The following is a 25,336-nucleotide window of genomic DNA, read 5'->3' as shown; positions in this document are numbered from 1 at the left end:
CAAAGAAGGTGTCAGGCGTCCTGGCGCTCCGCCGCGAGGGCTTTCACCCGGCCGCGTACGACGAACCAGCCGCCCACCAGCGCCGCCGCGATCAGCGGCAGGCACATCACGGTCGTACGGCCCACGCCGCCGCCCCACCACATCAGGAACGCCACGGAGGCGAGGAAGAACAGCGTGACGATCTGGGTGTACGGGGCCCAGGGCAGCCGGTACGAGGGCCGTGTGACCCGGCCGTCCTGCGAGCGGTGCCAGAACAGCAGCGAACAGAGCATGATCATGCCCCAGGTGCCGAGGATGCCGATCGAGGCGAAGTTCAGCACGATCTCGAAGGCCTGGCCGGGCATGAGGTAGTTGAGCCCGACGCCCAGCACTCCGAAGCCGGCGGTCAGCAGGATGCCGCCGTAGGGCACCTGGCCCTTGTTCATCCGGCCGGTGAACTTGGGCGCGGAGCCCGACAGGGCCATGGAGCGCAGGATGCGGCCGGTGGAGTACAGCCCGGAGTTCAGGCTGGACAGGGCCGCGGTCAGCACCACGAGGTTCATCACGCCGGCCGCGCCCGGGACCCCGAGCTTGTCCATGACCGTGACGAAGGGGCTCTGGTCCCCGGAGTACGCCGTGTACGGGAGGATCAGCGCGAGCAGCACCACGGAGCCGACGTAGAACAGACCGACGCGCCACATGATCGAGTTGATCGCCTTGGGCATGATCTTCTCGGGGTTCTGGGTCTCGCCCGCCGTGACGCCGCACAGCTCGACGGAGGCGTACGCGAAGACGACGCCCTGGATCACCAGCAGCATCGGCAGCATGCCCATCGGGAAGATGCCACCGTTGTCGGTGATGGTCGAGAAGCCGGGGGTGTGGCCGTCGACCGGGTGCTGGGTGACCACCAGGAAGATGCCGACGAGCATGAAGGCGACCAGCGCGGCGACCTTGATGATCGCGAACCAGAACTCCATCTCGCCGAAGTACTTCACCGAGATGAGGTTGGCGGTCAGGACGACCGCGAGCGCGATCAGCGCGAGGACCCACTGCGGGATGTCGCTGAACATCGCCCAGAAGTGGGCGTACGTGGCGGCCGCGGTGATGTCGGCGATCGCGGTGGTCGACCAGTTGAGGAAGTAGAGCCAGCCGGCCGCGAAGGCGCCCTTCTCGCCCATGAACTCACGCGCGTACGAGACGAAGGCGCCCGAGGACGGCCGGTAGAGGACCAGCTCGCCGAGCGCACGTACGACGAAGAACGCGAAGACGCCGCAGACGGCGTAGGCGATGGCGAGGGAGGGGCCCGCGCCGGCCATCCGGCCACCGGCGCCGAGGAACAGGCCGGTGCCTATCGCCCCGCCGATCGCGATCATGTTGATGTGGCGGGACTTGAGGTCCTTGCTGTAGCCGGCGTCGCCGGCGTCCACGTGGGGGGAGTTCGTCGCCGGTGCCCCGGCGGCGAGCGTGTCGGCCGCAGTCGTGGTGCGGTCAGTCATGGAGCTGTTCGCCTTCGTGAGGGGACGGTGGTCGGTCCCGGCCGTAAGCCGGTGGGGGGTCGTCACCGTGGCATGGCCCGACGGGCACATAATCAGGGCAACCCTGCGATTTTGGCAGTGGCCAACGTCACGCAGGGATAGATCTGAGGTGTTTCAGAGGTTACGGCGCAGTAAACCAAGGTCACGCCGGGACTCGCCACTCAGGGTTCCGCGCCCGCCGGATTCTCAGGGCGCCAGTACGTCCAGCTCCGCGAGCGCCCCGACGGCGATCTGGCGGGTGATCTCCTCGGCCCGTGCGGCGTCGCCTTCGCGGACCGCCTCGGCCACCTGGACATGCAGGGTCACGGCCGCCGGATCGGGATCGTCGAACATCACCTGGTGGTGCGTACGGCCCGCGAGGACCTCGGCCACCACATCGCCGAGGCGCGCGAACATCTCATTGCCCGAGGCGTTGAGCACCACGCGGTGGAAGGCGATGTCGTGCTCCAGATATCCCTCGAGCTGGTGTCCGCGCGAGGTGGCGACCATCCCCAGGGCGCACTCGGTGAGCTCGGCGCACTGCTCGGGGGTGGCGTTGCGGGCGGCCAGCCCTGCCGCGACCGGCTCGATCGCGGAGCGGAGCACGGTGAGGGAGCGCAGCTGGCGCGGGCGGTCGGCGCCGGCCAGCCGCCACCGGATGACGCGCGGGTCGTAGACGTTCCACTCCTCGGTGGGACGCACGGTCACGCCGACCCGGCGCCGGGACTCCACGAGGTGCATCGACTCGAGGACACGGACCACTTCGCGGACGACGGTGCGCGAGACGTCGAAGCGCTGTGCCACCTCGTCGGTGCGCAGAACACTGCCCTGCGGGTACGCGCCCGCGGTGATCGCGAGACCGAGGGTGTCCAGCACATGCGTATGAAGCCCCTGGCCCTCTGTGGTCATGGGGCAAGAGTACGGGGCACGGTTCGGGAACAAAAAGTATGACGTTTATATCCCGACCTCTTGAATACGTCGTACCTAATGGGTTTCAGTAGCGCGACGGCCGGAAGTCGACACCGATGTCGGCGAAGACAGCGAGGTACGTAATGAGCACCCCCCACGTCGTTGTGGTGATGGGCGTGGCAGGCACCGGCAAGACCACGATCGGTCCCCTGCTCGCCGCCGCACTGGGCGTCCCGTACGCCGAGGGCGACGATTTCCATCCCCCGGCGAACATCGCCAAGATGTCCGCCGGCATCCCGCTCGACGACGCGGACCGGTGGCCATGGCTCGACGCCATAGGGCAGTGGGCGCACGGGCGGGCGGGCCTCGGCGGAGTGGTCTCCAGCTCCGCGCTCAAGCGGAGCTACCGCGACCGGCTGCGGGCCGCCGCACCGGAGGCCGTCTTCCTCCACCTCACCGGCGACCGCGCGCTCATCGAGCAGCGGATGTCGGAGCGCAAGGGCCACTTCATGCCCGCCGCGCTGCTGGACTCGCAGTTCGCCACGCTGCAGCCGCTGGGCGGCGACGAGGCGGGCGTCGCCGTCGACGTGTCCGGCACCCCCGAAGAAATCACCGAACGGGCCGCCGCCGCGCTGCGCCGGCTCGGCAGCGCTCGATAGCTAAGGAAGCCACCGTGACCAGTCTCAGCGTCGAGACGCTGGCAGCGGACGCCACCGAAACGATCACTTCGGCCGGCAACGCGCAGTTGGGCATAGCCGTTCTCGCGGGCATTGCCGTCATCGTCCTGCTCATCACCAAGTTCAAGGTCCACGCCTTCCTGGCGCTGACCATTGGCTCACTGGCGCTCGGCGCGTTCGCCGGCGCCCCGCTGGACAAGACCATCGTCAGCTTCACCACGGGTCTCGGCGCCACGGTCGCCGGTGTGGGCGTGCTGATCGCGCTCGGTGCGATCCTCGGCAAGCTGCTCGCCGACTCGGGCGGCGCGGACGAGATCGTCGACACGATCCTCGCAAAGGCCGGCGGGCGCGCTATGCCCTGGGCGATGGTGCTGATCGCCTCGGTGATCGGGCTGCCGCTCTTCTTCGAGGTCGGCATCGTGCTGCTGATCCCGGTGGTGCTGCTCGTCGCCAAGCGCGGCAACTACTCCCTGATGCGGATCGGCATCCCGGCGCTGGCCGGTCTCTCCGTGATGCACGGGCTGGTTCCGCCGCACCCCGGACCGCTGGTGGCGATCGACGCCATCGGTGCCAACCTCGGCGTCACGCTGGCGCTGGGTGTGCTGGTCGCCATCCCGACCGTGATCATCGCGGGTCCGGTCTTCTCGCGGTACGCCGCGCGCTGGGTGGACATCCCGGCGCCCGAGAAGATGATCCCCACCCGGCCCTCCGAGGACCTGGACCGGCGTCCCGGTTTCGGCGCGACCGTGGCCACCGTGCTGCTGCCCGTCGTCCTGATGCTGGTCAAAGCGCTGGTGGAGATCGTCGTCGACGACCCCGAGAGCGGCATCCAGCGCGTCACCGACGTCATCGGCTCCCCACTCATCGCAATGCTCGCCGCGGTGATCGTCGGCATGTTCACGCTGGGCCGCGCGGCCGGCTTCACCAAGGACCGGATCTCCTCGACCGTCGAGAAGTCGCTCGCCCCGATCGCGGGCATCCTGCTGATCGTCGGCGCGGGCGGCGGCTTCAAGACGACCCTGATCGACGTCGGTGTGGGCCGGATGATCCTGGACATCTCCAAGGACTGGGCGATTCCGACGCTGCTGCTGGCCTGGCTGATCGCGGTGGCCATCCGGCTCGCGACCGGCTCGGCGACCGTGGCGACGATCTCCGCAGCCGGACTTGTCGCGCCGCTCGCGGCCGACATGTCGACCTCGCACGCGGCCCTGCTGGTGCTGGCGATCGGCGCGGGCTCGCTCTTCTTCAGCCATGTCAACGACGCCGGGTTCTGGCTGGTGAAGGAGTACTTCGGGATGACGGTCGGCCAGACGATCAAGACCTGGTCGGTGATGGAGACCATCATCTCGGTCGTCGGCATCGGCTTCGTCCTGCTGCTGTCGCTCGTCCTGTAGCTAAGAAGCTACTTAGCTATGTAGCTACTCGTCGTGCTCCTCGCCGAGCTACTCGTCCTTCAGCCACAGCGGGTGCTCCCGCTCCGCCCACGGGCGCTCGACCGACCCGGTACGCATACCCCTCCGTGCCTCCGGGTCGGCGAGCGCCATTCCAATGTGTCCGAAGAGCACGATGCCGACGGCGAGCGACAGCCAGTCGTGCACAAAGGTCGCGCTCGTACGCCACACCAACGGCGCGAGCGAGGTGAACCACATCAGCAGCCCGGTCGCGAGCATCACCAGGACCGCGCCCGCGATCCACGCCGAGTAGACCTTCTGCCCGGCGTTGAACTTGCCCGCGGGACGGGACTCGGGCCGGTGGTCGCGCCGCCTGGCCGCGCGCAGCCACGTCCGGTCGTGCCGCCCGAAGCGGTTCAGTCTGCGCAGATCGGCCCGGAAGGCGCGCGAGCCGAGCCCGAGCAGGAACGGCACGGGGAGCAGCAGCCCCGACCACTCGTGGAGGGTGACCACCAGATAGCGGCGGCCGACGAGTTCGGCGATCTGCGGTACGTACAGGGCCGCGGCGGTCGCCACACACAGCAGCATCAGCCCGGCGGTCGTGCGGTGTACCCAGCGCTCGGCGCGGCTGAACCGCCGTACGCGCGCGGGCCGTTCAGACGGTGGGGGTGTCGCTGCGGCCGTTGGACCGGCCGACCCAGGCGTCGACGTCATATCCCCGCTCCTCCCAGTAGCCGGGCTGGACGTCGGAGGTGACGGTGATCCCGGAGAGCCATTTCGCCGACTTGTAGAAGTACATCGGCGCGACATACAGCCGGACCGGGCCGCCGTGCGAGTGGCTGACCGGCTTGTCCTGCATCTGCAGACAGACCAGCACATCGTCGCGGCGCGCCTGCGGGAGCGTGAGGCTTTCGCTGTAGGCGCCGTCGAAGCAGGTGAAGCGGATCGCCTTGCCCTGCGGGCGTACGCCGGCGGCGTCCAGCAGCAGCGACAGCCTGACACCCGAGAAGGGGGTGTCGGGGACGCGCCAGCCGGTGACGCACTGAACGTCGCGTACGACACGGGTCTGCGGCAGCTTGCGCAGCGCGTCGAGGGTGTACGTCGCGGGGCGGTCGACCAGCCCGTCGACGGTCAGCCGGTAGCTCTGCTCGTCCTTGTGCGGCACGGAGGAGGCGACCGAGTAGTAGCGGAAGCCGCCGCCGTTGGGCAGCAGCCCGGTCAGCCCGGTCGGGTCCTTGTCGGAGGCCGCGCCGAGGAGGGATTCGAGCCCGCGCTGCAGATACGGAGCCCCCGCGACGCCGGCCGCGCCGAGCCCGAGCATGCCGAGCACCAGGCGGCGCCCGACGGGGGCGCCCTCGGTGTCGGGTTGGTGTGTGGTCACGCTTCGATTCGAACACTCGGGGCTGCTCGACGCCAGGAAAATCGGCTACGCGTCAGACTTCCGTCACACTTCGTACGCTGGCCCCATGGAGAACCGGGAACCGCTGAAGCCGTATCTGCTCGCCTACCCCGGGCCGCTGCGCGACCAGTTGGTGGCCGCCGTGCTGTCCGGCCAGAAGGTCTCGACGACAGGGCTCCTCGCGGAGTACGAGGCGGAGAAGGAGGAGCTGCCGCCGGTCGGCGAGCGGTCGGCGCTGATCGACTCGGACGGTCGGGAGGTCGCGGTGATCGAGCTGACGGAGGTACGGGTGCTGCGGCTCGGGGAGGTCGATCTGCAGCACGCGCTGGACGAGGGCGAGGGGTACACGTCGGTGGCGGAGTGGCGCGCGGGGCATGAGGCGTTCTGGCACGGGGATGAGATGCGGGAGGCGCTGGGGGAACCGGGGTTCGTGGTGGACGACGGGACGCTGGTGGTGGCGGAGAGGTTCCGGGTGGTGGAGCGGTTCTAGGGTGTGCGGTGGTTCTCCGCTACCCTCCCCTTCCCGTAACTGGGGCTCCGCCCCAGACCCCGCGCCTCAAACGCCGGCGAGGCTGAAATTGGGGCTCCGCCCCAAGCCCCGCACCCGCGCCCCGGCTATGCGACCGCCTTCGCCGCCGCTCGCCCCGCCGCGCGCCCCGAGAACATGCAGCCCCCCAAGAACGTCCCCTCCAACGAGCGGTACCCATGCACACCCCCGCCGCCGAAACCCGCCGCCTCGCCCGCCGCGTACAGCCCCGGCAGCGGCTCGCCGCCCTCCGCCAGCACTCGCGAGGCGAGGTCCGTCTCCAGGCCGCCGAGCGACTTGCGGGTGAGGATGTTCAGCCGTACGGCGATCAGCGGTCCGGCCTTGGGGTCGAGGATGCGGTGCGGTGCGGCCGTGCGGATGAGCTTGTCGCCCAGATACTTGCGGGCCCCTCGGATGGCCGTGACCTGGAGGTCCTTGGTGAACGGGTTCTTGATCTCCCGGTCCCGCGCGGTGATCTCGCGCCGCAGCTCGGCCTCGTCGATCAGCGGCTCCTTGGTGAGCGCGTTCATGCCCCGTACGAGAGCGGCGAGGTCTTTCTCGACGACGAAGTCCACGCCGTTGTCCATGAACGCCTTCACCGGTCCCGGCACATCCGCCCTGGCGCGCCCGATCACGTCGCGGATCGACTTGCCCGTCAGGTCGGGGTTCTGCTCGGAGCCCGACAGCGCGAACTCCTTGCCGATGATCTTCTGGTCGAGCACGAACCAGGTGTAGCCGTAGCCGGACTTCATGATGTGCTCGAGCGTGCCGAGGGTGTCGAAGCCGGGGAAGAGCGGGACGGGCAGCCGCTTGCCGCGCGCGTCCAGCCAGAGCGACGACGGGCCGGGCAGGATCCGGATGCCGTGCCTGGCCCAGATCGGGTTCCAGTTCTCGATGCCTTCGGTGTAGTGCCACATCCGGTCGCGGTTGATGTGGCTCGCGCCGGCTCGCTCCGCGATGCCGAGCATCAGCCCGTCGACGTGTGCGGGGACGCCGGAGAGCATCTTGTCGGGCGGGGTGCCGAGCCGGTCTGGCCACTGGGCGCGTACGAGATCGTGGTTGCCGCCGATGCCGCCCGAGGTGACGATCACCGCCTGGGCCCGGAACTCGAAGGCTCCGGCGACCTCTCGGCTGCTCGCTGTGCCTCGCTCGGCGTCGGACGGCTCAAGGACCTCGCCGCTCACTGTGTCCAGCGCGCCGGCGTTGCTGCTCAGGCCGGTGACGCGGTGGCGGAACTTCAGCTGGACGAGGCCGTGCGCCACGCCTTCCCGGACGCGCCGTTCGAAGGGGGCGACGACGCCGGGGCCCGTCCCCCAGGTGATGTGGAAACGCGGTACGGAGTTGCCGTGGCCGGTGGCGTCGTAGCCGCCACGCTCGGCCCAGCCGACGACCGGGAAGAACCGCATCCCCTGCGCGTGCAGCCAGGACCGCTTCTCGCCGGACGCGAAGTCGATGTACGCCTCGGCCCATTGGCGCGGCCACCGGTCCTCGTCGCGGTCGAAGCCCGCCGTGCCGAGCCAGTCCTGGAACGCGAGTGCCCGGCTGTCCTTTATCCGCATCCGGCGCTGCTCGGGCGAGTCGACGAAGAACAGTCCGCCGAAGGACCAGTGCGCCTGACCGCCGATCGACTGCTCCGGCTCCTGGTCGAGCAGGATGACCTTGCGCCCGGCGTCGACGAGCTCCGCGGTGGCCACCAGGCCCGCGAGACCTGCCCCGATCACGATCACATCAGCGTCGTACGCCATGGGTTCCATCCTTGTCCGGGGGCCGGAGTGCGATGGGACCGATCTTCTGTACGGGGCAGTAACTCGTCAACCGTTCGCCGGTGATTGGATTGGAGCATGACTCCCGCTGACGAAATCCTGGACATCGTCGACGAGCAGGACGAGGTGATCGGCCAGGCGCCCCGCGGCGAGGCGTACGCGCGCGGAATGCGTCACCGCTGCGCGTTCATCCTGGTCAGGGACGCGCAGGGCCGGATCTTCGTCCATCGTCGTACGCCGACGAAGCTGGTCTTCCCTTCGCTGTACGACATGTTCGTGGGCGGCGTCGTCGGCGCGGGCGAAAGCTACGACGCGGCGGCGCTGCGCGAGGCCGAGGAGGAGCTGGGGGTGTCCGGACTCCCCCAGCCCGCACCGCTGTTCAAGTTCCTTTACGAGAGCGGCGATCAGACCTGGTGGTCGGCTGTGTACGAGGTGCGCTGCGAGCTGCCGGTGAACCCACAGGCCGAGGAGGTCGCCTGGTACGACTTCCTGCCGCCGGAGGAACTCGAGCGGCGACTCACCGAGTGGGAGTGGACGCCGGACGGACTCGCTGCGTACGAACGGCTGCGGGCGCACGGCGCGGGTTGAGTCGGGCTCACCGGGGCCGCTGACAAATCCGCAGGTAGGGTGCGACGCGTGAGCGACTTCGGACAGAGCCTGCGGCTGTGGTTCGCGCCCCGGCGGGTGCGTGAGGAGGGCGAGACCCCCGACTACCGGTTCTCGCTCGCCAATGAGCGGACCTTCCTCGCCTGGCTGCGTACGGCGCTCGCGCTCATCGGCGGCGGGTTCGCCGTCGATCAGTTCCTGCCGGACCTGCCCTGGGGAGTGCGGGCGGGGATGGCGCTCGGGCTGCTCGGCGCCGGGGTGCTGTGCGCGCTGCGGGCCGTCAATCACTGGGTGCGCTGCGAGCGCGCCATGCGGCGGGGTGAGGATCTGCCCGTGTCCCGGTTCCCGGTCCTGCTGAGTGTCGTGGTGGCCGTCGTGGCGGTGGCGATGGTGGTTGTCGTGCTGTTCGGCTGGGAGGGCGGCCGTTGACGGCCGTGCCCGAGCGGGATCCGGGGCTCCAGCCCGAGCGGACCCGGCTGGCGTGGCGCAGGACCACGCTGACATACACCGTGGCGGCCGTGCTCGCGGCCCGGCAGGCGGCGGGCGGCGATCTGAGCGCGGCCGGTTTCGTCGCGGTGGCGCTCAGCGCACTGGTCTGGCTGGGCTTTCTGCGGGTGGCTCACCGGCGGGTGCACGCGCTGGGCGCCCGGCCCACGCCGCAGGTGCTGTCGGCGCGGACGGCGCTGGCGGCCGTGGCCTGTACGGTCGCGCTGGCCGGGTTCGCCGTCGCGATGGTGGTGTGACGACAGGCAGGGCGTCGAAGACTAGCCTGGACAGCGATAAATGCCGTGAATCGCATCAAAGGTGAGCACCATGGCGGTTCCCCACCAAGAACACCCCACGCACGAGCACAATCACGGACCGACCTGCGGGCATCCCGAGATCGCGCACGGCGATCACGTCGACTACGCGCACGACGGCCATCTCCACAAGGCGCACTCCGGCCACTGGGACGAGTGCGAGCCCGGCGAGCATGTCTCGCACAGCGGGCACGTCCACGAGCACGGACCCCACTGTGGCCACCCCGCCATGGAGCACGGGGACCACGTCGACTACGCCCACGACGGACACCGGCACGCCGAGCACGACGGGCACTGGGACGACCACTGAGCCGACCCCGTGAGCCGACTCGTCCAACTTCCCCCGGGCCGGGCCGAGTGGCAGTCTCCTCCTGACCGGTTCGGCCTTGACTCGGGGGAGCGCAGTTGTCCGCGACAGATCCGTACACCGTCCAGCTCACGCCAGAAGTGCACGCCTACGTCCAGCCGGACGGCGGCTGGTGTCTCAACAACGCGGGATTCGTCAGCGACGGGGAATCGACACTCCTCGTCGACACCGCCGCCACCGAACGGCGCGCGCGGGCGCTGCGTGAAGCGATCCTCGAGGCGGGCTTCCCGCTGCCGCGCACCGTCGTCAATACGCACCACCACGGCGACCACACCTACGGCAACGGAGTCTTCCCCGAAGCCGTGGTGATCGGGCACGACTCCTGCCGCAGCGAAGTGCTCGCGGCCGGGCACCAGCTCCATCTCCTGTGGCCGCAGACCGACTTCGGCGACATCACGATCGCCGCCCCCACCATGACGTACAGCGACCGGCTCACCATCCATGTCTCGGACGTCGAGGTGCGCCTCATCCACCCCGGCGGCGTGGCGCACACCCCCGGTGACACGGTCGTGCATCTGCCGGGACAGCGGGTGGTCTTCACCGGGGACCTGATCTTCCAGGGCGGCACCCCGTTCATCCCGATGGGCTCGCTGAGCGGGTCGCTGCGGGCGCTGGACGTGCTGCGCTCGCTGGACGCGACGACGGTCGTGCCCGGCCACGGCCCGATCACCGACCCGTCCGCGTACGACGCCACGGAGCGTTATCTGCGGTACGTCGCGGAGCTGGCCCAGCAGGGGCACGCCAAGGGACTCACTCCGCTGGAGACGGCGCGCGAGGCGGATCTCGGGGTCTTCGCCGAACTGCGGGAGAGCGAACGACTGGTGGCGAATCTGCACCGGGCGTACGCGGAGCTGGACGGGAAGCCGGAGGGCTCGCCGCTGGACGCCGCCGCCGTGTTCGGCGACATGGCCGAGATGAACGGCGGGGTTCCTGTGGCCTGCCACGCCTGAGTCCCGCCCCGCCGTGGTCCTGCCCCGCTTGAGTCCTGCCCCGCCGTGGTCCTGCCCCGCTTGAGTCCTGCCCCGCTTGAGTCCTGCCTGCCACGCCCGAGTGGTGCCCCGCCTGTGATCCAGGCCTGGGTTCCGGCCACGCACTGGACTACATACCGACTGGTCGGTCATCATGACCGGGACCGGTCCACCCGCGCCCCGGAGGTGCCCCCAATGAGCTCAGTCCCGCCGCCAGGCCTCGATCCCGAGCAGCTGCGCGGTTATCTCGACCGCGAGCGGCCGGGTCTGGTGAGCGGACCGCTCAGCGTCCGGCTGATCCAGGGCGGCCGCTCCAATCTCACGTACTCCGTCACCGACGGCACCGGCCGCTGGATCGTCCGCCGGCCCCCGCTCGGGCACGTACTGGCCACCGCGCACGACATGAAGCGCGAGCACCGGGTGATCAGCGCGCTGTACCCGACCGCCGTGCCGGTGCCCGAGCCGGTGCTGTTCTGCGAAGACGAGTCGGTGATCGGATCGCCGTTCTACGTCATGGAGTTCGTGGACGGCACTCCGTACCGCACGGCCGAGGAGCTGGCCCAGCTCGGCCCCGAGCGCACCAGGGACGCGGTCCTCGGCCTGGTCGACACCCTGGTCGAACTGCACGCCGTGGACCCCGAGTCGGTGGGTCTCGGCGACTTCGGGCGGCCCGAGGGCTTTCTCGACCGGCAGCTGCGCCGCTGGGGCAAGCAGCTGGACGCCTCCCGCAACCGCGAACTGGCCGGTATCGACGAGCTGCACGCCGCGCTCGGCCGCGAGCTGCCCGCGTCCCCCGCTCCCACAGTCATCCACGGCGACTACCGCTTGGACAACGTCCTGGTGGGCCCGGACGACCGCATCAAGGCGATCCTCGACTGGGAGATGTCGACGCTCGGCGATCCGCTGACCGATCTCGGGCTGCTGGCGATGTACAGCGTCGAGCTGGAACTGCCCGACTCCCCCGTCAGCACCACCGCGGGCGCGGCCGGCCACCCTGAGGCGGCCGAGCTGATCGAGCGGTACGCCGCGCGGTCCGGCCGCGACACCTCCGCCATCGCCTGGTACACGGCCTTCGCCTGGTTCAAGCTCGCCGTGATCCTCGAGGGCATCCACTACCGCTACACCCTCGGCCAGACCGTCGGCTCCGGCTTCGACCGGATCGGCGATCTCGTGCCCCTCTTCATCGAGCACGGCCTCACCACCCTCCAAGAAGGCTGAGTACACCCATGGACTTCGCATTCGACGCGCGCACCGAGGAGCTGCGGGCCAAGCTGCTCGCCTTCATGGACGAGCACATCTATCCGGCCGAGGCCGTCGAGCACGAGCAGCGCGCGAAGCTTGCCTCGCCCTGGGACACTCCGGCGATCTTCGATGAGCTCAAGGCCGAGGCACGCAAGCAGGGCCTGTGGAATCTCTTCCTGCCCGACGCGGAGTACGGGGCGGGGCTGACCAATCTCCAGTACGCGCCGCTGGCCGAAATCACCGGCCGCAGCCCGCACTTGGCACCCACCGCGCTGAACTGCGCCGCCCCCGACACCGGGAACATGGAGGTGCTCACGCAGTTCGCCACCGACGAGCAGAAGAAGCAGTGGCTGGAGCCGCTGCTCGCCGGCGAGATCCGGTCCGCCTTCGCCATGACCGAGCCGGAGGTCGCCTCGTCGGACGCGACGAACATCCAGACGCGGATCGAGCGGGACGGCGACGAATACGTCATCAACGGCCGTAAGTGGTACATCTCCGGGGCGATGAACCCCGACTGCAAGATCTTCATCGTGATGGGCAAGACCGACCCGGACGGTGCGGACATCCGCCGCCAGCAGTCGATGATCCTGGTGCCTCGCGACGCCCCGGGCCTGGAGGTCCGGCGCGCCATGCAGGTGTACGGCTACGAGGACCACTCGCACGGCGGCCACGCGGAAGTCGTCTTCGACAACGTCCGGGTGCCTGCGTCGAACCTCATCGGCGAGGAGGGCGGCGGCTTCGCCATCGCCCAGGCGCGCCTCGGGCCGGGCCGCATCCACCACTGTATGCGGCTGATCGGTATGGCCGAGCGGGCCATTGAGCTGATGTGCAGGCGGGCCGTGTCCCGTGAGGCGTTCGGCAAGCCGATCGCCCAGCAGGGTGTTGTACAGAACTGGATCGCGGATGCCCGGGTCACGGTGGAGCAGCTGCGGCTGCTTGTGCTGAAGACGGCCTGGCTGATGGACACGGTCGGCAACCGCGGTGCGCACACCGAGATCCAGGCGATCAAGATCGCCACTCCGCGCGCGGTCGCGGAAATCCTCGACAAGGCGGTGCAGGTGCACGGCGCGGGCGGTGTCAGCCAGGACTTCCCGCTGGCGGAACTGTGGTCGGCGGCGCGGACGCTGAAGCTGGCGGACGGTCCGGACGAGGTGCACCAGCGGTCGCTGGCGCGGCGGGAACTGAAGAAGTACGCCTAGGCATTCGCCGGGGCTCCGCCCCGGACCCCGGTCCTCAATCTCCCCCCAGACTTCGTCCGGGGGCCCCAACGGGCTTGAAATCAAGCCCGTTGGGGGATTGAGGACACAACGGCAACTACGGCCGCAGCGCCCGCAGCAGCATGTCCGCCAGGTGGTCCGCCACCTGTTGCGGGGTCAGCGGGCCGTCCGGCCGGTACCATGTCGACAGGTGGTGGACCGACCCGAAGTGGTAGTCCACCACCAGGTCCGCGGGAGTGGCCGAGGAGAAGACCCCACTCTGCTGGCCCTCTTCGACCAGTGCGCGGAACCGCTCGTGGTAGCGGCGGCGCTCGGCGCGCACCTGCTTGTGCTTCTCCGGGCTCAGATGGTGCATGGAGCGGAAGAAGATCGCGGCGTCGTCGAGGTTGTCGATGGTTGTGACGACCACATCGGCGGCCGCGCCGCGCAGCCGCCGCTCGACCGGCTCGTCGGCGTCCGCGAACGCGTCGAGCCGCTCCTGCTGGAGCCGCAGCATCCGTGCGTAGACCTCCTGGAGCAGGTCTTCCTTGGAGCCGAAATAGTGGTACAGCGCGCCCTTGGTGACGCCGGCCGCCTCGACGATCTCCTGGACCGAGGTGCGGTCGTATCCTCGCTCGGCGAAGAGCCGGGTGGCGGCGGCCAGCAGCCTCTGCGGGACGGGGGTGCCGTCCCCGTCCGTCGTCCTGGCCATTGCCGCCACCCGCCTCTCGTCAGTTCCTTGATTCACCCGGGGAAACGCAGTTCCCGCCTGAGGATCTTCCCACTTGGGGTCTTCGGCAGCTCCGGCAGGATCTCGACTTCGCGCGGGTATTTGTACGCCGCCAGTCGCTCCGCACAGTACGCCGAGACCTCAGCCGGTTCGGCGGCGGCCCCCGGGCGCAGACTCACATACGCCTTGACCGTCTCGCCGCGGTACTCGTCGGGTATGCCGACCACGGCCGCCTCGCGGACCGCCGGGTGGGTGTACAGGACGTCCTCGACCTCGCGCGGCCAGACCTTGAAGCCCGACGCGTTGATCATGTCCTTCTTACGGTCGACGACATAGAGCCAGCCGTCCGCGTCCATGAAGCCGATGTCGCCCGTGCGCAGCTCGCCGTCCGGGAACGCCTCGGCGGTGGCGTCGGGCAGCCGCCAGTAGCCGGGCACCACCTGGGGACCACTGACGGCGATCTCGCCGGGCTCGCCGAAGGGAACGTCCTGGCCCTTCTCGTCGACGATCCGCACCAGCGTGTCCGGTCCCGGCAGGCCGACGGAGAGGGTGCCGGAGGCCGGGTCTACGGGGGCCTCCTTCTCCGGCGGCACGGCGGCGCAGGGCGCGGTGCACTCGGTGAGGCCGTAGCCGTTGCGGAGGTAGGGGCCGAAGCCCTTACGGAACTTCTCGACCAGCGCGGGCGGCACCGGGGCCCCTCCGGAGGAGATCACCTGGAACGAGTCGAAGTGCTCGGGGGTGGCCGAGGGGTGCGCGGCGAGCGCCATGAAGGCGGTGGAGGGGCCGACGGTGTACGCGGGCCGGTGCTCGGCGAAGGCGTCGAGGACGACGCCCGCGTCGAAGCGGTAGGCGAGGGCGAGGGTGCCGGCGTTGGCGATGCAGGCGGCGAGCTCGCAGACCATGCCGGTGATGTGGAAGAGGGGCGCGAGCGCGAAGTAGCAGGCGCCCTCGGGGATGGGGTGGCCGGTGCGCTGGCGCTCGGCGTTGTGGACGATGCCTCGGTGCAGGTTCATGGCGCCCTTGGGGGTGCCGCTGGTGCCGGAGGTGTAGCTGATCAACGCCACATCGGTGGAGGTGAGTTCACGATCCTGAGGCGCGGCGAGACCCTGCCGGGCCACCGTCACCAGGTCGTCGGCGTCGTCCGGCGGCGCGAGCCGCTCGAAGCCGAGCACGCGGGCGTCGTCGCGGCTCTGCAGGTCCAGTTCGCAGGCGGTGAGGGCGATGCGTACGGACGACTCGGCGGCGCTGTCCCGCAGATACGCCTCCCAGGCGCGGTCCGTGCAGATCAGCGCGGTGACCTCGGCGTCGCTCAGTACGTGCGCGACCTCGGCCGACTTGTACATCGGGTTGAGCGGTACGACGGTGGCTCCGGCCTTCCAGGCACCGAGCAGCGCGATCACGAAGTGCGGGGTGTTCTGCAGCATGATCGCGACGCGGTCGCCGCGCTGGATGCCGCGCTCGGCGAGATGGCCCGCGACGGAGTCGGAGAGCGCGTCGGTCTCGCGGTAGCTCAGCCGCCCGTCGAAGTAGGCGAGGGCGGTGTGCTCGGGGGCCCTGTCGACGGCGGCGCGGAATGAGTGCACGACGGTCGCCGGCGGGGTGATGTCGGCGCGCTGGGCATCAGTGAGCTGGGAGAGCCACGGCTTGGTGGCGTAGATCGAGGTCACTGGACGGTCCCTTCCCACTTCTGCTGGATGTGGCTCATACCGGCCAGCCAGCGGTCGGGAGTGGCGGCGCGAGCCTGGTAGTACCCGGCGACCTCGGGGTGCGGCAGGATCAGGAAGCGGTCGGACTCGATGCCTTCGAAGAGCGCGTCGGCGACGTCCTGGGGCTCGATAGCGGTCGGCGCGAGGACCAGTTTTCCCGCCGAGCCAGCCGCGGTGAGCATGTCCGTACGCACGCCCTGCGGGCAGATGGCGTGCACCTTGAGGCCGCGGTGGCGGTAGGTGAGGGAGAGCCACTCGGCGAAGGCGTACGCGCCGTGCTTGGAGACGCTGTAGGGGGCCGCGCCCACCATGGTGAGCAGCCCGGCGGCGGAGACGGTGGAGATGAAGCGGCCGCTGCCGCGCTCCAGCCAGTCGGGCAGCAGGGTGCGGGCGGCGCGGACGTGCGCCATGACGTTGACGTCCCAGGCGGCGGCCCAGACTTCCTCGTCGGCGAAGGCGTCGCCGGGCGAGGCGAGGCCCGCATTGGCGCAGTAGACGTCGACGGTGCCGTCCAGTGCGTCACGGGCCGCCGCCACGATCTCGGAGGCGTCGCCGGGCACCGCGGTCGCGCCGATCTCGTCGGCGACCGCCTTGGTCCTCGTAGGATCGATATCGTTGACCACGACGCGGGCGCCCTCCGCCGCGAACCGGCGGGCCAGTGCGGCGCCAATGCCGCCGCCCGCGCCCGTGACCACCACTCCAGCGCCCTGCATCGAACTCATCAAGCTCCGCCTCTCTGCGTGCCGACTACCCGTGCAGACTAACCAGTCGGTATGTAACTGGGGAAGGGGCAGGCAGGGGCGGGTACGGTCGGTGCCGGGCCGGGGTGCCGGACGCGAACCGTGGGCGCCGGGGTCGTTCCCCGCGCCCGCCGTGCGCGCTAGCGTGCGTGGCCATGACAGACAGCGATCGCGGAGGTAACCCGATGAGCCTGTCCAGACGGGGTTTGCTGGCCGTCGGCGGCGCGGTGACTGCCGCCGGCGCGGTCGCTGCCTCCGGCGCGGTGGGAGCCGCGACCGCATCGACCGCCTCCGCCCACTCGGGCCGCGGCCGGGTCCGCACCGGCTTCGACCGGCTGGCTGCCGACGGCTACCGGCTGCTGTCCGGCGAGCGGGTCGGAGTGGTCACCAACCCGACCGGGATCACCCAGGACGCGCGGCACATCGTGGACGTGATGCATCCGGACGACCGGGTGAACCTGGTCGCCGTCTTCGGCCCGGAGCACGGCTTCCGCGGCACGGCCCAGGCGGGCGGCTCCGAGGGCCGCTACGACGACCCGGCGACCGGGCTGCCCGTGTACGACACGTATCTCAAGAGCGGGCAGCCGCTCGCCGACATCTTCACCGCGTCGGGCGTGCAGACGATCGTCTTCGACATTCAGGACGCCGGCGCGCGTTTCTACACGTACATCTGGACGCTCTACGACTGCATGCATGCGGCCGCGCTCGCGGGCAAGCGCTTCGTGGTGCTGGACCGGCCGAACCCGGTGACCGGGCGGGCCGCGCTCGGTCCCGTACTGGACAAGGCCTTCGCGACCTTCGTGGGCCGCGAGCCGATCGCGCAGGCGCACGGCATGACGGTCACCGAGCTGGCACTGCTGTTCAACGGCGAATTCCTGACGCGGCCCGTGGAGCTGGAGACGGTACGGATGTCGGGCTGGCGGCGTTCGGACTTCTTCGACGCGACGGGCCTGCCGTGGGTGCCGCCGAGCCCCAATATGCCGACGCCGGACAGCGCGCTGGTGTACTCGGGCACCTGCCTCTTCGAGGGCACGAACCTCTCGGAGGGGCGCGGCACGACGCGTCCGTTCGAGCTGCTGGGCGCGGAGGGCATCGACCGCCGCTGGGCTCAGGCTGCGAACGCCCTGGAGCTGCCGGGTGTCCACTTCCGCGAGGCGTACTTTGCGCCGACGTTCTCCAAGTTCCAGGGCAAGACCGTCGGCGGGGTTCAACTGCACGTCCACGACCGGGAGTCGTACGACCCGGTGCGCACGGGCATCGCCCTCCTGGTGACGGCGAAGCGGGCGTGGAGCGGCTTCGCCTGGCGGCCGGACAACTGGATCGACAAGCTGACAGGCTCGGCGAAGGTCCGCACGATGATCGACGCGGGAGCGGGGACGCACGAGGTGGTGGGCGCGTGGCGGGACGAGCTGGCCGCGTTCCGGGCCGTACGGAAGAGGTATCTGCGGTACTGAAGAGGTATCTGGTACTGACGGGGCACGGGACCTGCCCGGGTCCGCGCCGCCGACCAAGTCTGACCGTCCGGGACCGGCCGCGACCGAGCGCGGCCGACTGCCGCCGCAGGTATGGCCGTCTCTCCCCTTGCGCAGGATGCTGTGGCACAAGGGGCTGCAACGGGGACAACGGGGAGGGGCGGGCCATGCCGCAGATGAGTGTGCATCCGTACCGGGAAATCACCTTCGACAAGGACGGCGACGTCGACATCGCGCAGCGCGAGCGATTGGCCGAAATGGACGTCACCGATCTGGTCATGTTCGCGCACGGATGGAACAACTCGCCCGCCATCGCCAACCGGCTGTACTCGGCCTTCTTCGCGCCGTTCCCGGGGCTGCTGGCGGCCACTCCCGAGGTGCGGCTCGGATATGCGGGCGTCGTATGGCCGTCCATGAGGTTCACGGACGAGCCGATCCCCGACTTCCAGCCGTCGGCCGCCGGCCCGCTGCCGGGCTCCGGTCTTGACAAGGCGACGCGGGACGCCCTGGTCGAGCTGTTCCCCGGGCACGACGGGACGGTGGCGCGGCTGGCCCAACTGCTCGACGAACAGCCCGAGTCCGATGAGGCGTTCGCGGAGTTCGGCGCTCTGGCGAGGCAGTTGGCCGAGGCGCCGCACGGCGGTCTGGAGGCCGGCTTCAGCGACGATCTGCCGTATGACGAGCAGGGCCCGCCCGCCGTGCTGTACGAGGACGCCCTGACGATGTGCCGGAGGTTCGCGCTGGCGCTGGAGGAGACCGGAGAGGTGACCGAGAAGGAGCCCGCCCTCTTGTCCTTCTCCTTCGGTGGCGGGCTCAAGAAGGTGTGGAAGGGCGCGAAGGAGCTGCTGCGACAGACGACGTACTACGCGATGAAGCGGCGCGCCGGGACGGTCGGTGAGCTGGGCCTGGGCCCGCTGCTCGGACAGCTGGCCCGGTCGTCCCCCGATGTGCGGGTGCATCTGGTCGGCCACAGCCAGGGGGCGCGGCTGGTGTCGTTCGCGCTGCGCGGACTGCCCGACGGGGTACGCAACGTAAAGTCGCTGACGCTCCTTCAGGGAGCCTTCTCTCACTATGCGTTCGCGCAGAGCCTGCCGCATTCGACGCACAGCGGCGGAGCTCTGCGCGCCATGGAGCAGCGGGTCGACGGTCCCGTGGTGGCCTGCTATTCGCGGCACGACAGTGCGCTCGGGGTGATCTATCCGCTGGCGTCGAGCCTGGCCGGGGACGACGCGAGTGCGGTCGGGCTCGACAAGCGGTGGTGGGCGATGGGGCACAACGGCATCCAGGCCGTCCGGCCGCTGGTCCGGCTCACCCTGGAGGAGGCGCTGCGGCAGGGGATTCCCGGCTCGGGGTGCGTCAGCCTGGACACGGCGTCGGTGGTGCGGCGCGGCGGGCCGCCGTCGGGTGCGCACAGCGACATCTGCCATGAGGAGCTGGCTCGGGTGGTGCTGGCCGCAGGCCGCATCGGACGCTGAGTCACCACTCAACGCCCCTGCGGCCCACGGTTGTTGTCACCTGTGAAACGGGAATTCGACGACCTGCTGATACGTCGGCCGGTTCTGCCAGCTGATCGCCGGGTGGGTGATGCCGCCCAGCGCGCGGTGGATGATCGCGTCCGAGCACCACTGTTCCCCGGCCTTGCAGCTGTCGTCGACGGGGTAGACGTCGGTCGCCGGCTTGACCGTCGCGTGCTTCAGCGTGGCGAGGAGCGCGTCACGGCAGGCGGCGAGCTCGCCGCCTCCGCAGTACGTCTTCGCCAAGGAACCCTGGACCGGCTGTCCGAGCACCTGGCGCAGATCCTCGTCGGCGAAGGCCCACCAGCCGTACTGGAAGGCGGAGCCGCTGTGCGCCCCGGTCGCGCCGTGGCTCGCCGCCGGGGACTCGTCGATCGCGAGGTTTCCGTTCAGCGCGCGGTAGAGGTCGTCGCCGGGCCCCGGTTTGAACTCGACCTCGATCAGCACTGGCCACCAGGCGTCCAGGCGCACGGCGTCCGGGTGGGTGTGGCTGAGGGGTTGGCGGCCGCGGCCTGTGGCAGGGGGCCGGCAGACCGGCGGCGAGCGCGAACACCGCGGCGGCTGTGGCAGTTTTGAGTCTTCCAGTGCGTCGTCGCATGGATGCTCCTCGGGAAGGCCGATGCGCCGGGCGCCTATGGGCGGTAAGGCTCGCGAGTAAGGTGAACATGCGTCACCTCTTCCGAATCACGACACCGCTGTCCGTATTCGTCAACTGGTGTGCGGTCAGGGCGGGATGGCGTGCGTTGCGCCTGGTCACGCCGGTGCAGTGAAGATCGAACCCTCCCCCGCCACGCCCGGCGCCATGGACGAAATCCGGCTGATGACTGCCATCGAATTTTCGATGGAGCCGGATCGGGCACACGTACGTCCATTCCATGACGCCGATGTACGAGCGACGGAGGTGGCAGGGCGATGGCCGGTTTCCGGAGTCTTGCGAGACAGGTGCGCGACGCGCGGTGTGATCTGGCGCTCAGGCGCTATTCGCTGCGCAAATGCCTGGAGCGATTTGCCCCCTATGGGCACCGGGCGACCTGGGATCATCTGTGCGCGAGGCACAGCATCGAGCCCGAGGACCGGGCACCCGATCCGGCGCGGCTGGTGGCCGCGCTCGAGGAACTGGAGCAGGCGCGGGCGGTCTGGCTCGCGTATGAAGAGGGTTTCGCGGACCGCCGAAAGCGCGAGAAGCACGACGGGCTGCGGCGGCCGGCGTCCATCGACGACTGGCACCGGCGGACCTGGGGCGGGAACGGCGTCGCGCGTTGCGACAGGCCGGCCGCGCATCCTTCGGCGCCGCTCGACGAGGTGCTGCGGCGGCTGATAGCGGCGCTGGAGACGGAACCGGGAGTGGCATGCCCGGTGTGCGGGGGGACGCACATCGTGTGGCGGCAGGATCTGGCGAACGAGCCGTGGTTCGGGCCGGTGTGCACGGGCTGCGGCATTGTCGTGCCGCAGCCCGTTCTGACGTCCGAGGCCATGGCCGCGGCCAAGCGGGCGGGGCGCAAGGAACTGGCGTCGGTCGCCTGAGGCGCGCGGGGGCGGTCGACGCAGTCGCTGAGCCCCCGCGTTGTCAGTGGCATTGTCGGTGGCTTTGTCAGTAGTGGCTGGCACCATCGACGGCATGATCCAGGTCTGCTTGAACGGGCCCCGTTCGGCCGGTGACGGCGCTGCCGTGCCGCTGTCGCCCGGGGCGATGGCCGAGTCAGCGGCGGAAGCCGTCGCGGCCGGCGCCGCCGAGGTGCATGTGCACCCGAAGACACCGTGCGGCGACGACGCCCTCTCGCCGCGCGCCGTGGCCGAGGTACTCATGGCGATACGGGCCGTGGTGGAAGTTCCCGTCGGGGTGACCACGGGCGCCTGGGCGGAGCCCGATCCCGACCGCCGGGTGGAGCGCGTCCGCTCCTGGACGGTGTTACCCGACCACGCCTCGGTGAACTGGCACGAGCCGGGCGCGGAGTTGGTCGCGGCCGCCCTGCTGGAGCGCGGGGTCGGCGTGGAGGCGGGCCTGTGGTCGGGGACGGACGGGCCGCGGCGCTTTCTGGCGTCCCCCCTGGCCCCGCGTGTGCTGCGGGTGCTCGCCGAGGTGGTGGACACCGATCCCGGCACGGCCGAGGAGTCGGCGCGCTCGCTCCTTGCCGAGTTGGGCACGGCCCATGGGATACCGCTGCTCCTGCACGGCGAGGACGGCGGGGCGTGGCCGGTGCTGCGGCTCGCGCGGCAGTCGGGTCTGGACACCCGGATCGGCCTGGAGGATGTGCTCTTCCTGCCGGACGGGCGGCGTGCCGCGTCCAACGCCGAACTGGTGCGCGCGGCCCGGGACGTCGCGGATATTCGGTGGCCGCGGGTTGGCCGTGACCCGCACAGTGGGTGCGGAAATCCGTAACCGAGGAGACGCCGATGTCCACGCTGCGTGTCACCGCAGAGCTGCTGACCGTCCACGAGCACCCGAACGCCGACGCGCTCGAGCTGGCCCAGGTGGGTCTGTACCGCGCGGTCGTCGCCAAGGGGGCTTACCGCAGTGGTGACGCGGCCGTCTACATCCCGGAACAGGCCGTGCTCCCGGCTGGGTTGATCGAGGAGCTCGGGCTGACCGGACGGCTGGCCGGGAAGGCGTCCGACCGGGTCAAGGCGGTGCGGCTGCGCGGCGAGCTGTCGCAGGGCATCGTGTGCCGGCCGCGGGCGCTGGCGGATGTAGATCTGCTGCGGGCGGCCGCCGACGGCACGGACTTCGCCGAGCTGCTCTCGATCACCAAGTGGTCGCCCCCGATCCCGCCGACGATGGACGGAGAGGTGGAGCGGGCGCGCGATCTGCTGCCGTGGGTCGACATCGAGAACATCCAGCGCTACCCCGACATCTTCGCGCCTGGCGAGCCGGTGGTCCTGACCGAGAAGCTGCACGGCTCGGCCTGCCTGCTGACGTACAGCGTCGCGGACGGCGGGAAGGTGCAGGTGTCGTCGAAGGGCTTCGGCGCGAAGGGCCTCGCGCTCACGGAGGACCCGCGCAATCTCTACTGGCGCGCGGTGCTGGCCCATGACGTCCCGGCGGTCGCGGCACGCCTCGCCGAGAAGCTGGGGGCGAGCCGGGTAGGGCTCTTCGGCGAGGTGTACGGAGCGGGGGTGCAGGACCTGGGTTATGGGGCCAACGCCCGTTCCGAGGCGCTGGGTTACGCGGTCTTCGACGTATCGGCGGAGATATCCGGCCAGGTCCGCTGGCTGGACCCGGCAGAGCTGCTGGAGGGCGAACTGCCGCTGGTGCCACGGCTGTACGAGGGTCCGTACGACATCGGCAAGGTGCTGGAGCTCGCGAGCGGCCGGGAGACGGTGTCGGGGCGCGAGCTGCATCTGCGCGAGGGCGTCGTGATCCGCCCCGCCGTGGAGCGCTACAGCCCGGTGGTGGGCGGTAGAGCGATCGCGAAGGCGGTGAGCCCCGCGTATCTGACGCGGAAGGGCGGCACGGAGTACGAGTGAGCCCGCCGGACTGCGCGGGCCCGCCCACGGGGGTGCGGGCCCGCGCACGATCCGCGGAAAGGGTGGGCCCGGCACGGGGGTGCGGGCCCACCTTTCACGTCGTACGCCCGCTCTCGCCTGAGTCGCCGCCCTGCGGGCCGCCCTCGCGCAGGCGCACTCGCCTCAGGCCTTGCCCTTCCCCGGCTTCCGGCCCTCCGGGAGCAGGCGGGAGCCCGTCATCCGGTCGCCGAAGATGTCGTCCGGGTTGGACAGTACGCAGGTCTCCAGCGAGAGGCAGCCGCAGCCGATGCAGTCGGTGAGGTGGTCACGGAGGCGGCCGAGTTGCTGAATGCGTGCGTCGAGTTCCGTGCGCCATGCCTCGGACAGCCGCGCCCAGTCCTCCCGGTCCGGCGTGCGCTCCTCCGGGAGTTCGGACAGGGCCGTCCTGATCGTCGCGAGGGGGATGCCAACGCGTTGCGCGGCACGGACGAAGGCGACGCGGCGCAGTGCGTCCCTGCTGTAGCGGCGCTGGTTTCCGCTGGTCCGGCGGCTGCTGATCAGGCCCTTGGACTCGTAGAAGTGCAGGGCGGACACCGCCGCGCCGCTGCGCGCGGACAGCTGGCCGACCGTGAGCTCGTGAATCGTCTCGGGAATCTGTGGCACTCCTCGAAGCCTACTGGTGGTTCGCCTCTCTTCGTTCGCCACTGGTCGTTCGCCACTGGTCGTTCGTCACTGGTCGTTCGTCACTGGCCGTTCGCCGTTCGCCGTACGTTGACAGAGCGCCCTCACCCAACCATGCTGAGCAAGCGCTTAGACACGAGCTTGAACGCTTGAGAGGCAGGGACCAGGGACATGGCTGAGCCGAGGATCTTCACCTCCGCCGACGAACTGCGCGCCGGGGTCGGCGAGCAGCTGGGTTACAGCGACTGGCTGGAGGTCGAGCAGAAGCGGATCGATCTCTTCGCCGAGGCCACGGGCGACCACCAGTGGATCCACGTGGACCCCGAGCGCGCGGCGAGCGGCCCCTTCGGCACGACGATCGCGCACGGCTATCTCACGCTCTCGCTGCTGCCGGTCCTCGTGCCGCAGGTCCTGCGCGTCGAGGGCATGAAGATGGGCATCAACTACGGGGCCAACAAGGTCCGCTTCCCCGCCCCCGTGCCGGTGGGCTCGCGGCTGCGCGCCACCGCGGTCCTGCAGAACGTCGAGGAGGCGGGTGGCGGCGTGCAGGTGACCGCCCTCGTCACGGTCGAGCGCGAGGGCGGCGACAAGCCGGTGTGCGTGGCCGAGTCGGTGTCCCGCTACTTCTTCTGAGCGCCGACCATACGCAGGACGAGGTCGGCGTAGAGCGCGCCGACCTCGTCGGGCGTCCGGCGTCCCTTGGTGCTGAACCAGCGGGCCACGTCGATGCAGAGCGACAGCACCGCGACCGTGGTGCCGGGAATGTCCGGGACATCGAACTCCCCCGACTCCACACCGTCGCGCAGAATCCCGCGCACGACGGCGTCGCTCCGGCGGCGCAGCTCGAGGATCTCCGTACGGTGGCCGTCAGAGAGGGCGTCGATCTCGTACTGCACCACATGCGCGGTGTCGTGCCGCCCGGCGTGCCAGCGTACGAACGAGCTCACCGCGTCGGCGAGCCGCTCGGAGGGCGTGCCTTCGGCGTCCGCCGCCGCCGAAAGGATCTCCAGGGCCTTGTCGTGCCCGATCCGACTGATCCGGTGGAGCAGCTCTTCCTTTGTCTTGTAGTGGATGTAGAGCGCGGCGGGGCTCATCCCCGCGCGGCCCGCGATGTCCCGGGTCGTCGTCGCGTGGTAGCCGCGCTCGGCGAAAGCCTCGACGGCGGCAACGAGCAGCTTTCGTGCGGCCTCGGGCGTGACCTCGTCCCACGGCATGTCCTCGCCCGCCGTGTCCTCCGCCGTACTCATCGCTCGCCCCTTCCGTTCAGCAGAAGGCACACCCTACCCCGACGGTGAGCAAGCGCTTAGCGATTGAGGTCAGAGCAGAGGGTCAGAGCTTGCGGTCAGCTTGCGGTCAGAGCTTCTGGAAGGGGTCGTGTTCGGCGAGCATCTTCTCCAGCCTGGCCTGGTCGACGCGGCTGACGATCTGCCCGGCCTCCTGACGGTCTCTGATCACCTTGGCCAGGGTGAACGCCGACGTCGTGAGATAGAGGACGGCGATGGCGAGAAAGCCGCGCACCCAGGCGTCCGCGTCGAGATAGAGGATGCCGAGGCCGACGGCCGCCAGGGCCACGGCGAAGGAGGCGACCGACTGTCCGTAGAAGGCCGTCGTGCTCTGCTGCTTGACCGGTGTCTCACTCATGCCGCCAGGATCGGCGACTGTGCCCCGCGCCACATCCGCTCCCGTACTCACTCACCTACTCAGTGCCTCAG

At 70.1% G+C, this 25,336-nt stretch carries 27 protein-coding genes and 1 pseudogene; 16 read left to right on the top strand and 12 right to left on the bottom strand.

Features of this window, described 5'->3' with window-relative positions:
- Nucleotides 1–11: 11 nt before the first annotated feature.
- Together QFZ67_RS31585 and QFZ67_RS31580 are read right to left on the bottom strand one after the other, a co-directional pair.
- Nucleotides 12–1,475: an amino acid permease gene (locus QFZ67_RS31585; RefSeq protein WP_307664455.1), complete on the bottom strand. Its 1,464-nt coding sequence runs from the start codon at nucleotides 1,473–1,475 to the stop codon at nucleotides 12–14.
- 225 nt (nucleotides 1,476–1,700) lie between these two features.
- Nucleotides 1,701–2,402, bottom strand: coding sequence for a FadR/GntR family transcriptional regulator (locus QFZ67_RS31580; RefSeq protein WP_307664454.1), 702 nt, complete (start codon nucleotides 2,400–2,402; stop codon nucleotides 1,701–1,703).
- A 143-nt stretch (nucleotides 2,403–2,545) separates the two neighbouring features.
- Between QFZ67_RS31580 and QFZ67_RS31575 the strand changes: the two genes are divergently transcribed.
- Together QFZ67_RS31575 and QFZ67_RS31570 are read left to right on the top strand one after the other, a co-directional pair.
- Complete coding sequence (locus QFZ67_RS31575) at nucleotides 2,546–3,061, top strand: gluconokinase (protein ID WP_307664453.1); 516 nt, start codon at nucleotides 2,546–2,548, stop codon at nucleotides 3,059–3,061.
- A gap of 14 nt (nucleotides 3,062–3,075) precedes the next feature.
- The gene (locus tag QFZ67_RS31570; protein WP_307664452.1) at nucleotides 3,076–4,473 is read left to right on the top strand and encodes a gluconate:H+ symporter; all 1,398 of its coding nucleotides are present in this window, start codon (nucleotides 3,076–3,078) and stop codon (nucleotides 4,471–4,473) included.
- Nucleotides 4,474–4,521: 48 nt separating this feature from the next.
- Here QFZ67_RS31570 and QFZ67_RS31565 read toward each other — a convergent pair whose 3' ends face one another.
- A complete protein-coding gene (locus QFZ67_RS31565) occupies nucleotides 4,522–5,184 on the bottom strand; it encodes a cytochrome b/b6 domain-containing protein (protein ID WP_307664451.1) in 663 nt (220 codons plus the stop codon).
- Complete coding sequence (locus tag QFZ67_RS31560) at nucleotides 5,126–5,791, bottom strand: molybdopterin-dependent oxidoreductase (RefSeq protein WP_307666043.1); 666 nt, start codon at nucleotides 5,789–5,791, stop codon at nucleotides 5,126–5,128. The genes QFZ67_RS31565 and QFZ67_RS31560 overlap by 59 nt, the downstream gene beginning before the upstream one ends.
- Before the next feature lie 145 nt (nucleotides 5,792–5,936).
- Between QFZ67_RS31560 and QFZ67_RS31555 the strand changes: the two genes are divergently transcribed.
- On the top strand, nucleotides 5,937–6,359 hold the full coding sequence (locus QFZ67_RS31555) for an ASCH domain-containing protein (RefSeq protein ID WP_307664450.1): 423 nt from the start codon (nucleotides 5,937–5,939) through the stop codon (nucleotides 6,357–6,359).
- 125 nt (nucleotides 6,360–6,484) lie between these two features.
- On the opposite strand, the gene QFZ67_RS31550 is transcribed toward QFZ67_RS31555, so the two are convergent.
- The gene (locus QFZ67_RS31550) at nucleotides 6,485–8,140 is read right to left on the bottom strand and encodes an FAD-binding dehydrogenase (protein WP_307664449.1); all 1,656 of its coding nucleotides are present in this window, start codon (nucleotides 8,138–8,140) and stop codon (nucleotides 6,485–6,487) included.
- Between the two features lie 96 nt (nucleotides 8,141–8,236).
- Between QFZ67_RS31550 and QFZ67_RS31545 the strand changes: the two genes are divergently transcribed.
- From QFZ67_RS31545 to QFZ67_RS31515, 7 genes are all read left to right on the top strand, one after another.
- Entirely contained in the window at nucleotides 8,237–8,746 is a 510-nt protein-coding gene (locus tag QFZ67_RS31545) for an NUDIX hydrolase (RefSeq protein WP_307664448.1), read from the top strand.
- 48 nt (nucleotides 8,747–8,794) lie between these two features.
- Nucleotides 8,795–9,193, top strand: coding sequence for a YidH family protein (locus QFZ67_RS31540; protein ID WP_307664447.1), 399 nt, complete (start codon nucleotides 8,795–8,797; stop codon nucleotides 9,191–9,193).
- Nucleotides 9,190–9,507: a DUF202 domain-containing protein gene (locus QFZ67_RS31535; protein ID WP_307664446.1), complete on the top strand. Its 318-nt coding sequence runs from the start codon at nucleotides 9,190–9,192 to the stop codon at nucleotides 9,505–9,507. The genes QFZ67_RS31540 and QFZ67_RS31535 overlap by 4 nt, the downstream gene beginning before the upstream one ends.
- Before the next feature lie 70 nt (nucleotides 9,508–9,577).
- Entirely contained in the window at nucleotides 9,578–9,874 is a 297-nt protein-coding gene (locus tag QFZ67_RS31530; protein ID WP_307664445.1) for a hypothetical protein, read from the top strand.
- Nucleotides 9,875–9,969: 95 nt separating this feature from the next.
- A complete protein-coding gene (locus tag QFZ67_RS31525) occupies nucleotides 9,970–10,881 on the top strand; it encodes an MBL fold metallo-hydrolase (protein ID WP_307664444.1) in 912 nt (303 codons plus the stop codon).
- Nucleotides 10,882–11,094: 213 nt separating this feature from the next.
- Nucleotides 11,095–12,117 carry a phosphotransferase family protein gene (locus tag QFZ67_RS31520; RefSeq protein ID WP_307664443.1) on the top strand — a complete coding sequence of 341 codons (1,023 nt, stop codon included), beginning with the start codon at nucleotides 11,095–11,097 and terminating at the stop codon, nucleotides 12,115–12,117.
- Nucleotides 12,118–12,125: 8 nt separating this feature from the next.
- Nucleotides 12,126–13,340 (top strand): acyl-CoA dehydrogenase family protein, encoded by a 1,215-nt coding sequence (locus QFZ67_RS31515; RefSeq protein ID WP_307664442.1) that lies wholly within the window; start codon nucleotides 12,126–12,128, stop codon nucleotides 13,338–13,340.
- A 115-nt stretch (nucleotides 13,341–13,455) separates the two neighbouring features.
- On the opposite strand, the gene QFZ67_RS31510 is transcribed toward QFZ67_RS31515, so the two are convergent.
- From QFZ67_RS31510 to QFZ67_RS31500, 3 genes are read right to left on the bottom strand one after another with little or no spacing between them, the layout of a single operon-like run.
- Nucleotides 13,456–14,049, bottom strand: a complete 594-nt coding sequence (locus tag QFZ67_RS31510; protein ID WP_307664441.1) for a TetR/AcrR family transcriptional regulator — start codon at nucleotides 14,047–14,049, stop codon at nucleotides 13,456–13,458.
- A 32-nt stretch (nucleotides 14,050–14,081) separates the two neighbouring features.
- The gene (locus tag QFZ67_RS31505) at nucleotides 14,082–15,734 is read right to left on the bottom strand and encodes a class I adenylate-forming enzyme family protein (RefSeq protein ID WP_373430153.1); all 1,653 of its coding nucleotides are present in this window, start codon (nucleotides 15,732–15,734) and stop codon (nucleotides 14,082–14,084) included.
- Entirely contained in the window at nucleotides 15,731–16,495 is a 765-nt protein-coding gene (locus QFZ67_RS31500; protein ID WP_307664439.1) for an SDR family oxidoreductase, read from the bottom strand. Before QFZ67_RS31500 ends, QFZ67_RS31505 begins: the two co-directional genes overlap by 4 nt.
- A gap of 203 nt (nucleotides 16,496–16,698) precedes the next feature.
- Here QFZ67_RS31500 and QFZ67_RS31495 point away from each other — a divergent pair, with 203 nt between their 5' ends.
- Nucleotides 16,699–17,967: a DUF1343 domain-containing protein gene (locus QFZ67_RS31495; RefSeq protein ID WP_307664438.1), complete on the top strand. Its 1,269-nt coding sequence runs from the start codon at nucleotides 16,699–16,701 to the stop codon at nucleotides 17,965–17,967.
- 185 nt (nucleotides 17,968–18,152) lie between these two features.
- Nucleotides 18,153–19,460 (top strand): serine-threonine protein kinase, encoded by a 1,308-nt coding sequence (locus QFZ67_RS31490; RefSeq protein WP_373430152.1) that lies wholly within the window; start codon nucleotides 18,153–18,155, stop codon nucleotides 19,458–19,460.
- A gap of 36 nt (nucleotides 19,461–19,496) precedes the next feature.
- Here QFZ67_RS31490 and QFZ67_RS31485 read toward each other — a convergent pair.
- Nucleotides 19,497–20,093: pseudogene (locus QFZ67_RS31485) on the bottom strand (penicillin acylase family protein); the annotation flags it as partial.
- Nucleotides 20,094–20,411: 318 nt separating this feature from the next.
- Between QFZ67_RS31485 and QFZ67_RS31480 the strand changes: the two are divergent.
- The 3 genes from QFZ67_RS31480 (at nucleotide 20,412) to QFZ67_RS31470 (ending at nucleotide 22,964) form a co-directional block, all read left to right on the top strand.
- The gene (locus QFZ67_RS31480) at nucleotides 20,412–21,023 is read left to right on the top strand and encodes a hypothetical protein (RefSeq protein ID WP_307664437.1); all 612 of its coding nucleotides are present in this window, start codon (nucleotides 20,412–20,414) and stop codon (nucleotides 21,021–21,023) included.
- A gap of 94 nt (nucleotides 21,024–21,117) precedes the next feature.
- Nucleotides 21,118–21,879 carry a 3-keto-5-aminohexanoate cleavage protein gene (locus QFZ67_RS31475; protein ID WP_307666041.1) on the top strand — a complete coding sequence of 254 codons (762 nt, stop codon included), beginning with the start codon at nucleotides 21,118–21,120 and terminating at the stop codon, nucleotides 21,877–21,879.
- Nucleotides 21,880–21,893: 14 nt separating this feature from the next.
- On the top strand, nucleotides 21,894–22,964 hold the full coding sequence (locus tag QFZ67_RS31470; RefSeq protein ID WP_307664436.1) for an RNA ligase (ATP): 1,071 nt from the start codon (nucleotides 21,894–21,896) through the stop codon (nucleotides 22,962–22,964).
- A 162-nt stretch (nucleotides 22,965–23,126) separates the two neighbouring features.
- Here QFZ67_RS31470 and soxR read toward each other — a convergent pair whose 3' ends face one another.
- Entirely contained in the window at nucleotides 23,127–23,606 is a 480-nt protein-coding gene (gene soxR / locus QFZ67_RS31465) for a redox-sensitive transcriptional activator SoxR (RefSeq protein ID WP_307664435.1), read from the bottom strand.
- 189 nt (nucleotides 23,607–23,795) lie between these two features.
- Between soxR and QFZ67_RS31460 the strand changes: the two genes are divergently transcribed.
- Nucleotides 23,796–24,257 carry a MaoC family dehydratase gene (locus tag QFZ67_RS31460; RefSeq protein WP_307664434.1) on the top strand — a complete coding sequence of 154 codons (462 nt, stop codon included), beginning with the start codon at nucleotides 23,796–23,798 and terminating at the stop codon, nucleotides 24,255–24,257.
- Here the strand turns inward: QFZ67_RS31460 and QFZ67_RS31455 are convergent.
- Together QFZ67_RS31455 and QFZ67_RS31450 are read right to left on the bottom strand one after the other, a co-directional pair.
- The gene (locus tag QFZ67_RS31455) at nucleotides 24,245–24,871 is read right to left on the bottom strand and encodes a TetR/AcrR family transcriptional regulator (protein WP_307664433.1); all 627 of its coding nucleotides are present in this window, start codon (nucleotides 24,869–24,871) and stop codon (nucleotides 24,245–24,247) included. The genes QFZ67_RS31460 and QFZ67_RS31455 overlap by 13 nt on opposite strands.
- Nucleotides 24,872–24,977: 106 nt before the next feature.
- Nucleotides 24,978–25,265, bottom strand: coding sequence for a YiaA/YiaB family inner membrane protein (locus QFZ67_RS31450; RefSeq protein ID WP_307664432.1), 288 nt, complete (start codon nucleotides 25,263–25,265; stop codon nucleotides 24,978–24,980).
- Between the last annotated feature and the right edge of the window lie 71 nt (nucleotides 25,266–25,336).

Source organism: Streptomyces sp. V1I1 (assembly GCF_030817355.1).
GTDB lineage: Bacteria > Actinomycetota > Actinomycetes > Streptomycetales > Streptomycetaceae > Streptomyces.
Note: the sequence above shows the minus strand (reverse complement) of the source record. Positions and strands in the feature narration are given on the sequence as shown.

Bases quoted from the DNA above. Each gene is read 5' to 3' on its own strand.
- QFZ67_RS31470 (WP_307664436.1), top strand. From the start codon at position 21,894: ATGTCCACGCTGCGTGTCACCGCAGAGCTGCTGACCGTCCACGAGCAC.
- QFZ67_RS31495 (WP_307664438.1), top strand. From the start codon at position 16,699: ATGAGCCTGTCCAGACGGGGTTTGCTGGCCGTCGGCGGCGCGGTGACT.
- QFZ67_RS31575 (WP_307664453.1), top strand. From the start codon at position 2,546: ATGAGCACCCCCCACGTCGTTGTGGTGATGGGCGTGGCAGGCACCGGC.
- QFZ67_RS31530 (WP_307664445.1), top strand. From the start codon at position 9,578: ATGGCGGTTCCCCACCAAGAACACCCCACGCACGAGCACAATCACGGA.
- QFZ67_RS31480 (WP_307664437.1), top strand. From the start codon at position 20,412: ATGGCCGGTTTCCGGAGTCTTGCGAGACAGGTGCGCGACGCGCGGTGT.
- QFZ67_RS31550 (WP_307664449.1), bottom strand. From the start codon at position 8,140: ATGGCGTACGACGCTGATGTGATCGTGATCGGGGCAGGTCTCGCGGGC.
- QFZ67_RS31450 (WP_307664432.1), bottom strand. From the start codon at position 25,265: ATGAGTGAGACACCGGTCAAGCAGCAGAGCACGACGGCCTTCTACGGA.
- QFZ67_RS31510 (WP_307664441.1), bottom strand. From the start codon at position 14,049: ATGGCCAGGACGACGGACGGGGACGGCACCCCCGTCCCGCAGAGGCTG.
- QFZ67_RS31565 (WP_307664451.1), bottom strand. From the start codon at position 5,184: ATGACGTCGACGCCTGGGTCGGCCGGTCCAACGGCCGCAGCGACACCC.
- QFZ67_RS31460 (WP_307664434.1), top strand. From the start codon at position 23,796: ATGGCTGAGCCGAGGATCTTCACCTCCGCCGACGAACTGCGCGCCGGG.
- QFZ67_RS31555 (WP_307664450.1), top strand. From the start codon at position 5,937: ATGGAGAACCGGGAACCGCTGAAGCCGTATCTGCTCGCCTACCCCGGG.
- QFZ67_RS31585 (WP_307664455.1), bottom strand. From the start codon at position 1,475: ATGACTGACCGCACCACGACTGCGGCCGACACGCTCGCCGCCGGGGCA.
- QFZ67_RS31545 (WP_307664448.1), top strand. From the start codon at position 8,237: ATGACTCCCGCTGACGAAATCCTGGACATCGTCGACGAGCAGGACGAG.
- QFZ67_RS31580 (WP_307664454.1), bottom strand. From the start codon at position 2,402: ATGACCACAGAGGGCCAGGGGCTTCATACGCATGTGCTGGACACCCTC.
- QFZ67_RS31520 (WP_307664443.1), top strand. From the start codon at position 11,095: ATGAGCTCAGTCCCGCCGCCAGGCCTCGATCCCGAGCAGCTGCGCGGT.
- QFZ67_RS31500 (WP_307664439.1), bottom strand. From the start codon at position 16,495: ATGAGTTCGATGCAGGGCGCTGGAGTGGTGGTCACGGGCGCGGGCGGC.
- QFZ67_RS31490 (WP_373430152.1), top strand. From the start codon at position 18,153: ATGCCGCAGATGAGTGTGCATCCGTACCGGGAAATCACCTTCGACAAG.
- QFZ67_RS31455 (WP_307664433.1), bottom strand. From the start codon at position 24,871: ATGAGTACGGCGGAGGACACGGCGGGCGAGGACATGCCGTGGGACGAG.
- QFZ67_RS31475 (WP_307666041.1), top strand. From the start codon at position 21,118: ATGATCCAGGTCTGCTTGAACGGGCCCCGTTCGGCCGGTGACGGCGCT.
- QFZ67_RS31560 (WP_307666043.1), bottom strand. From the start codon at position 5,791: ATGCTCGGGCTCGGCGCGGCCGGCGTCGCGGGGGCTCCGTATCTGCAG.
- QFZ67_RS31515 (WP_307664442.1), top strand. From the start codon at position 12,126: ATGGACTTCGCATTCGACGCGCGCACCGAGGAGCTGCGGGCCAAGCTG.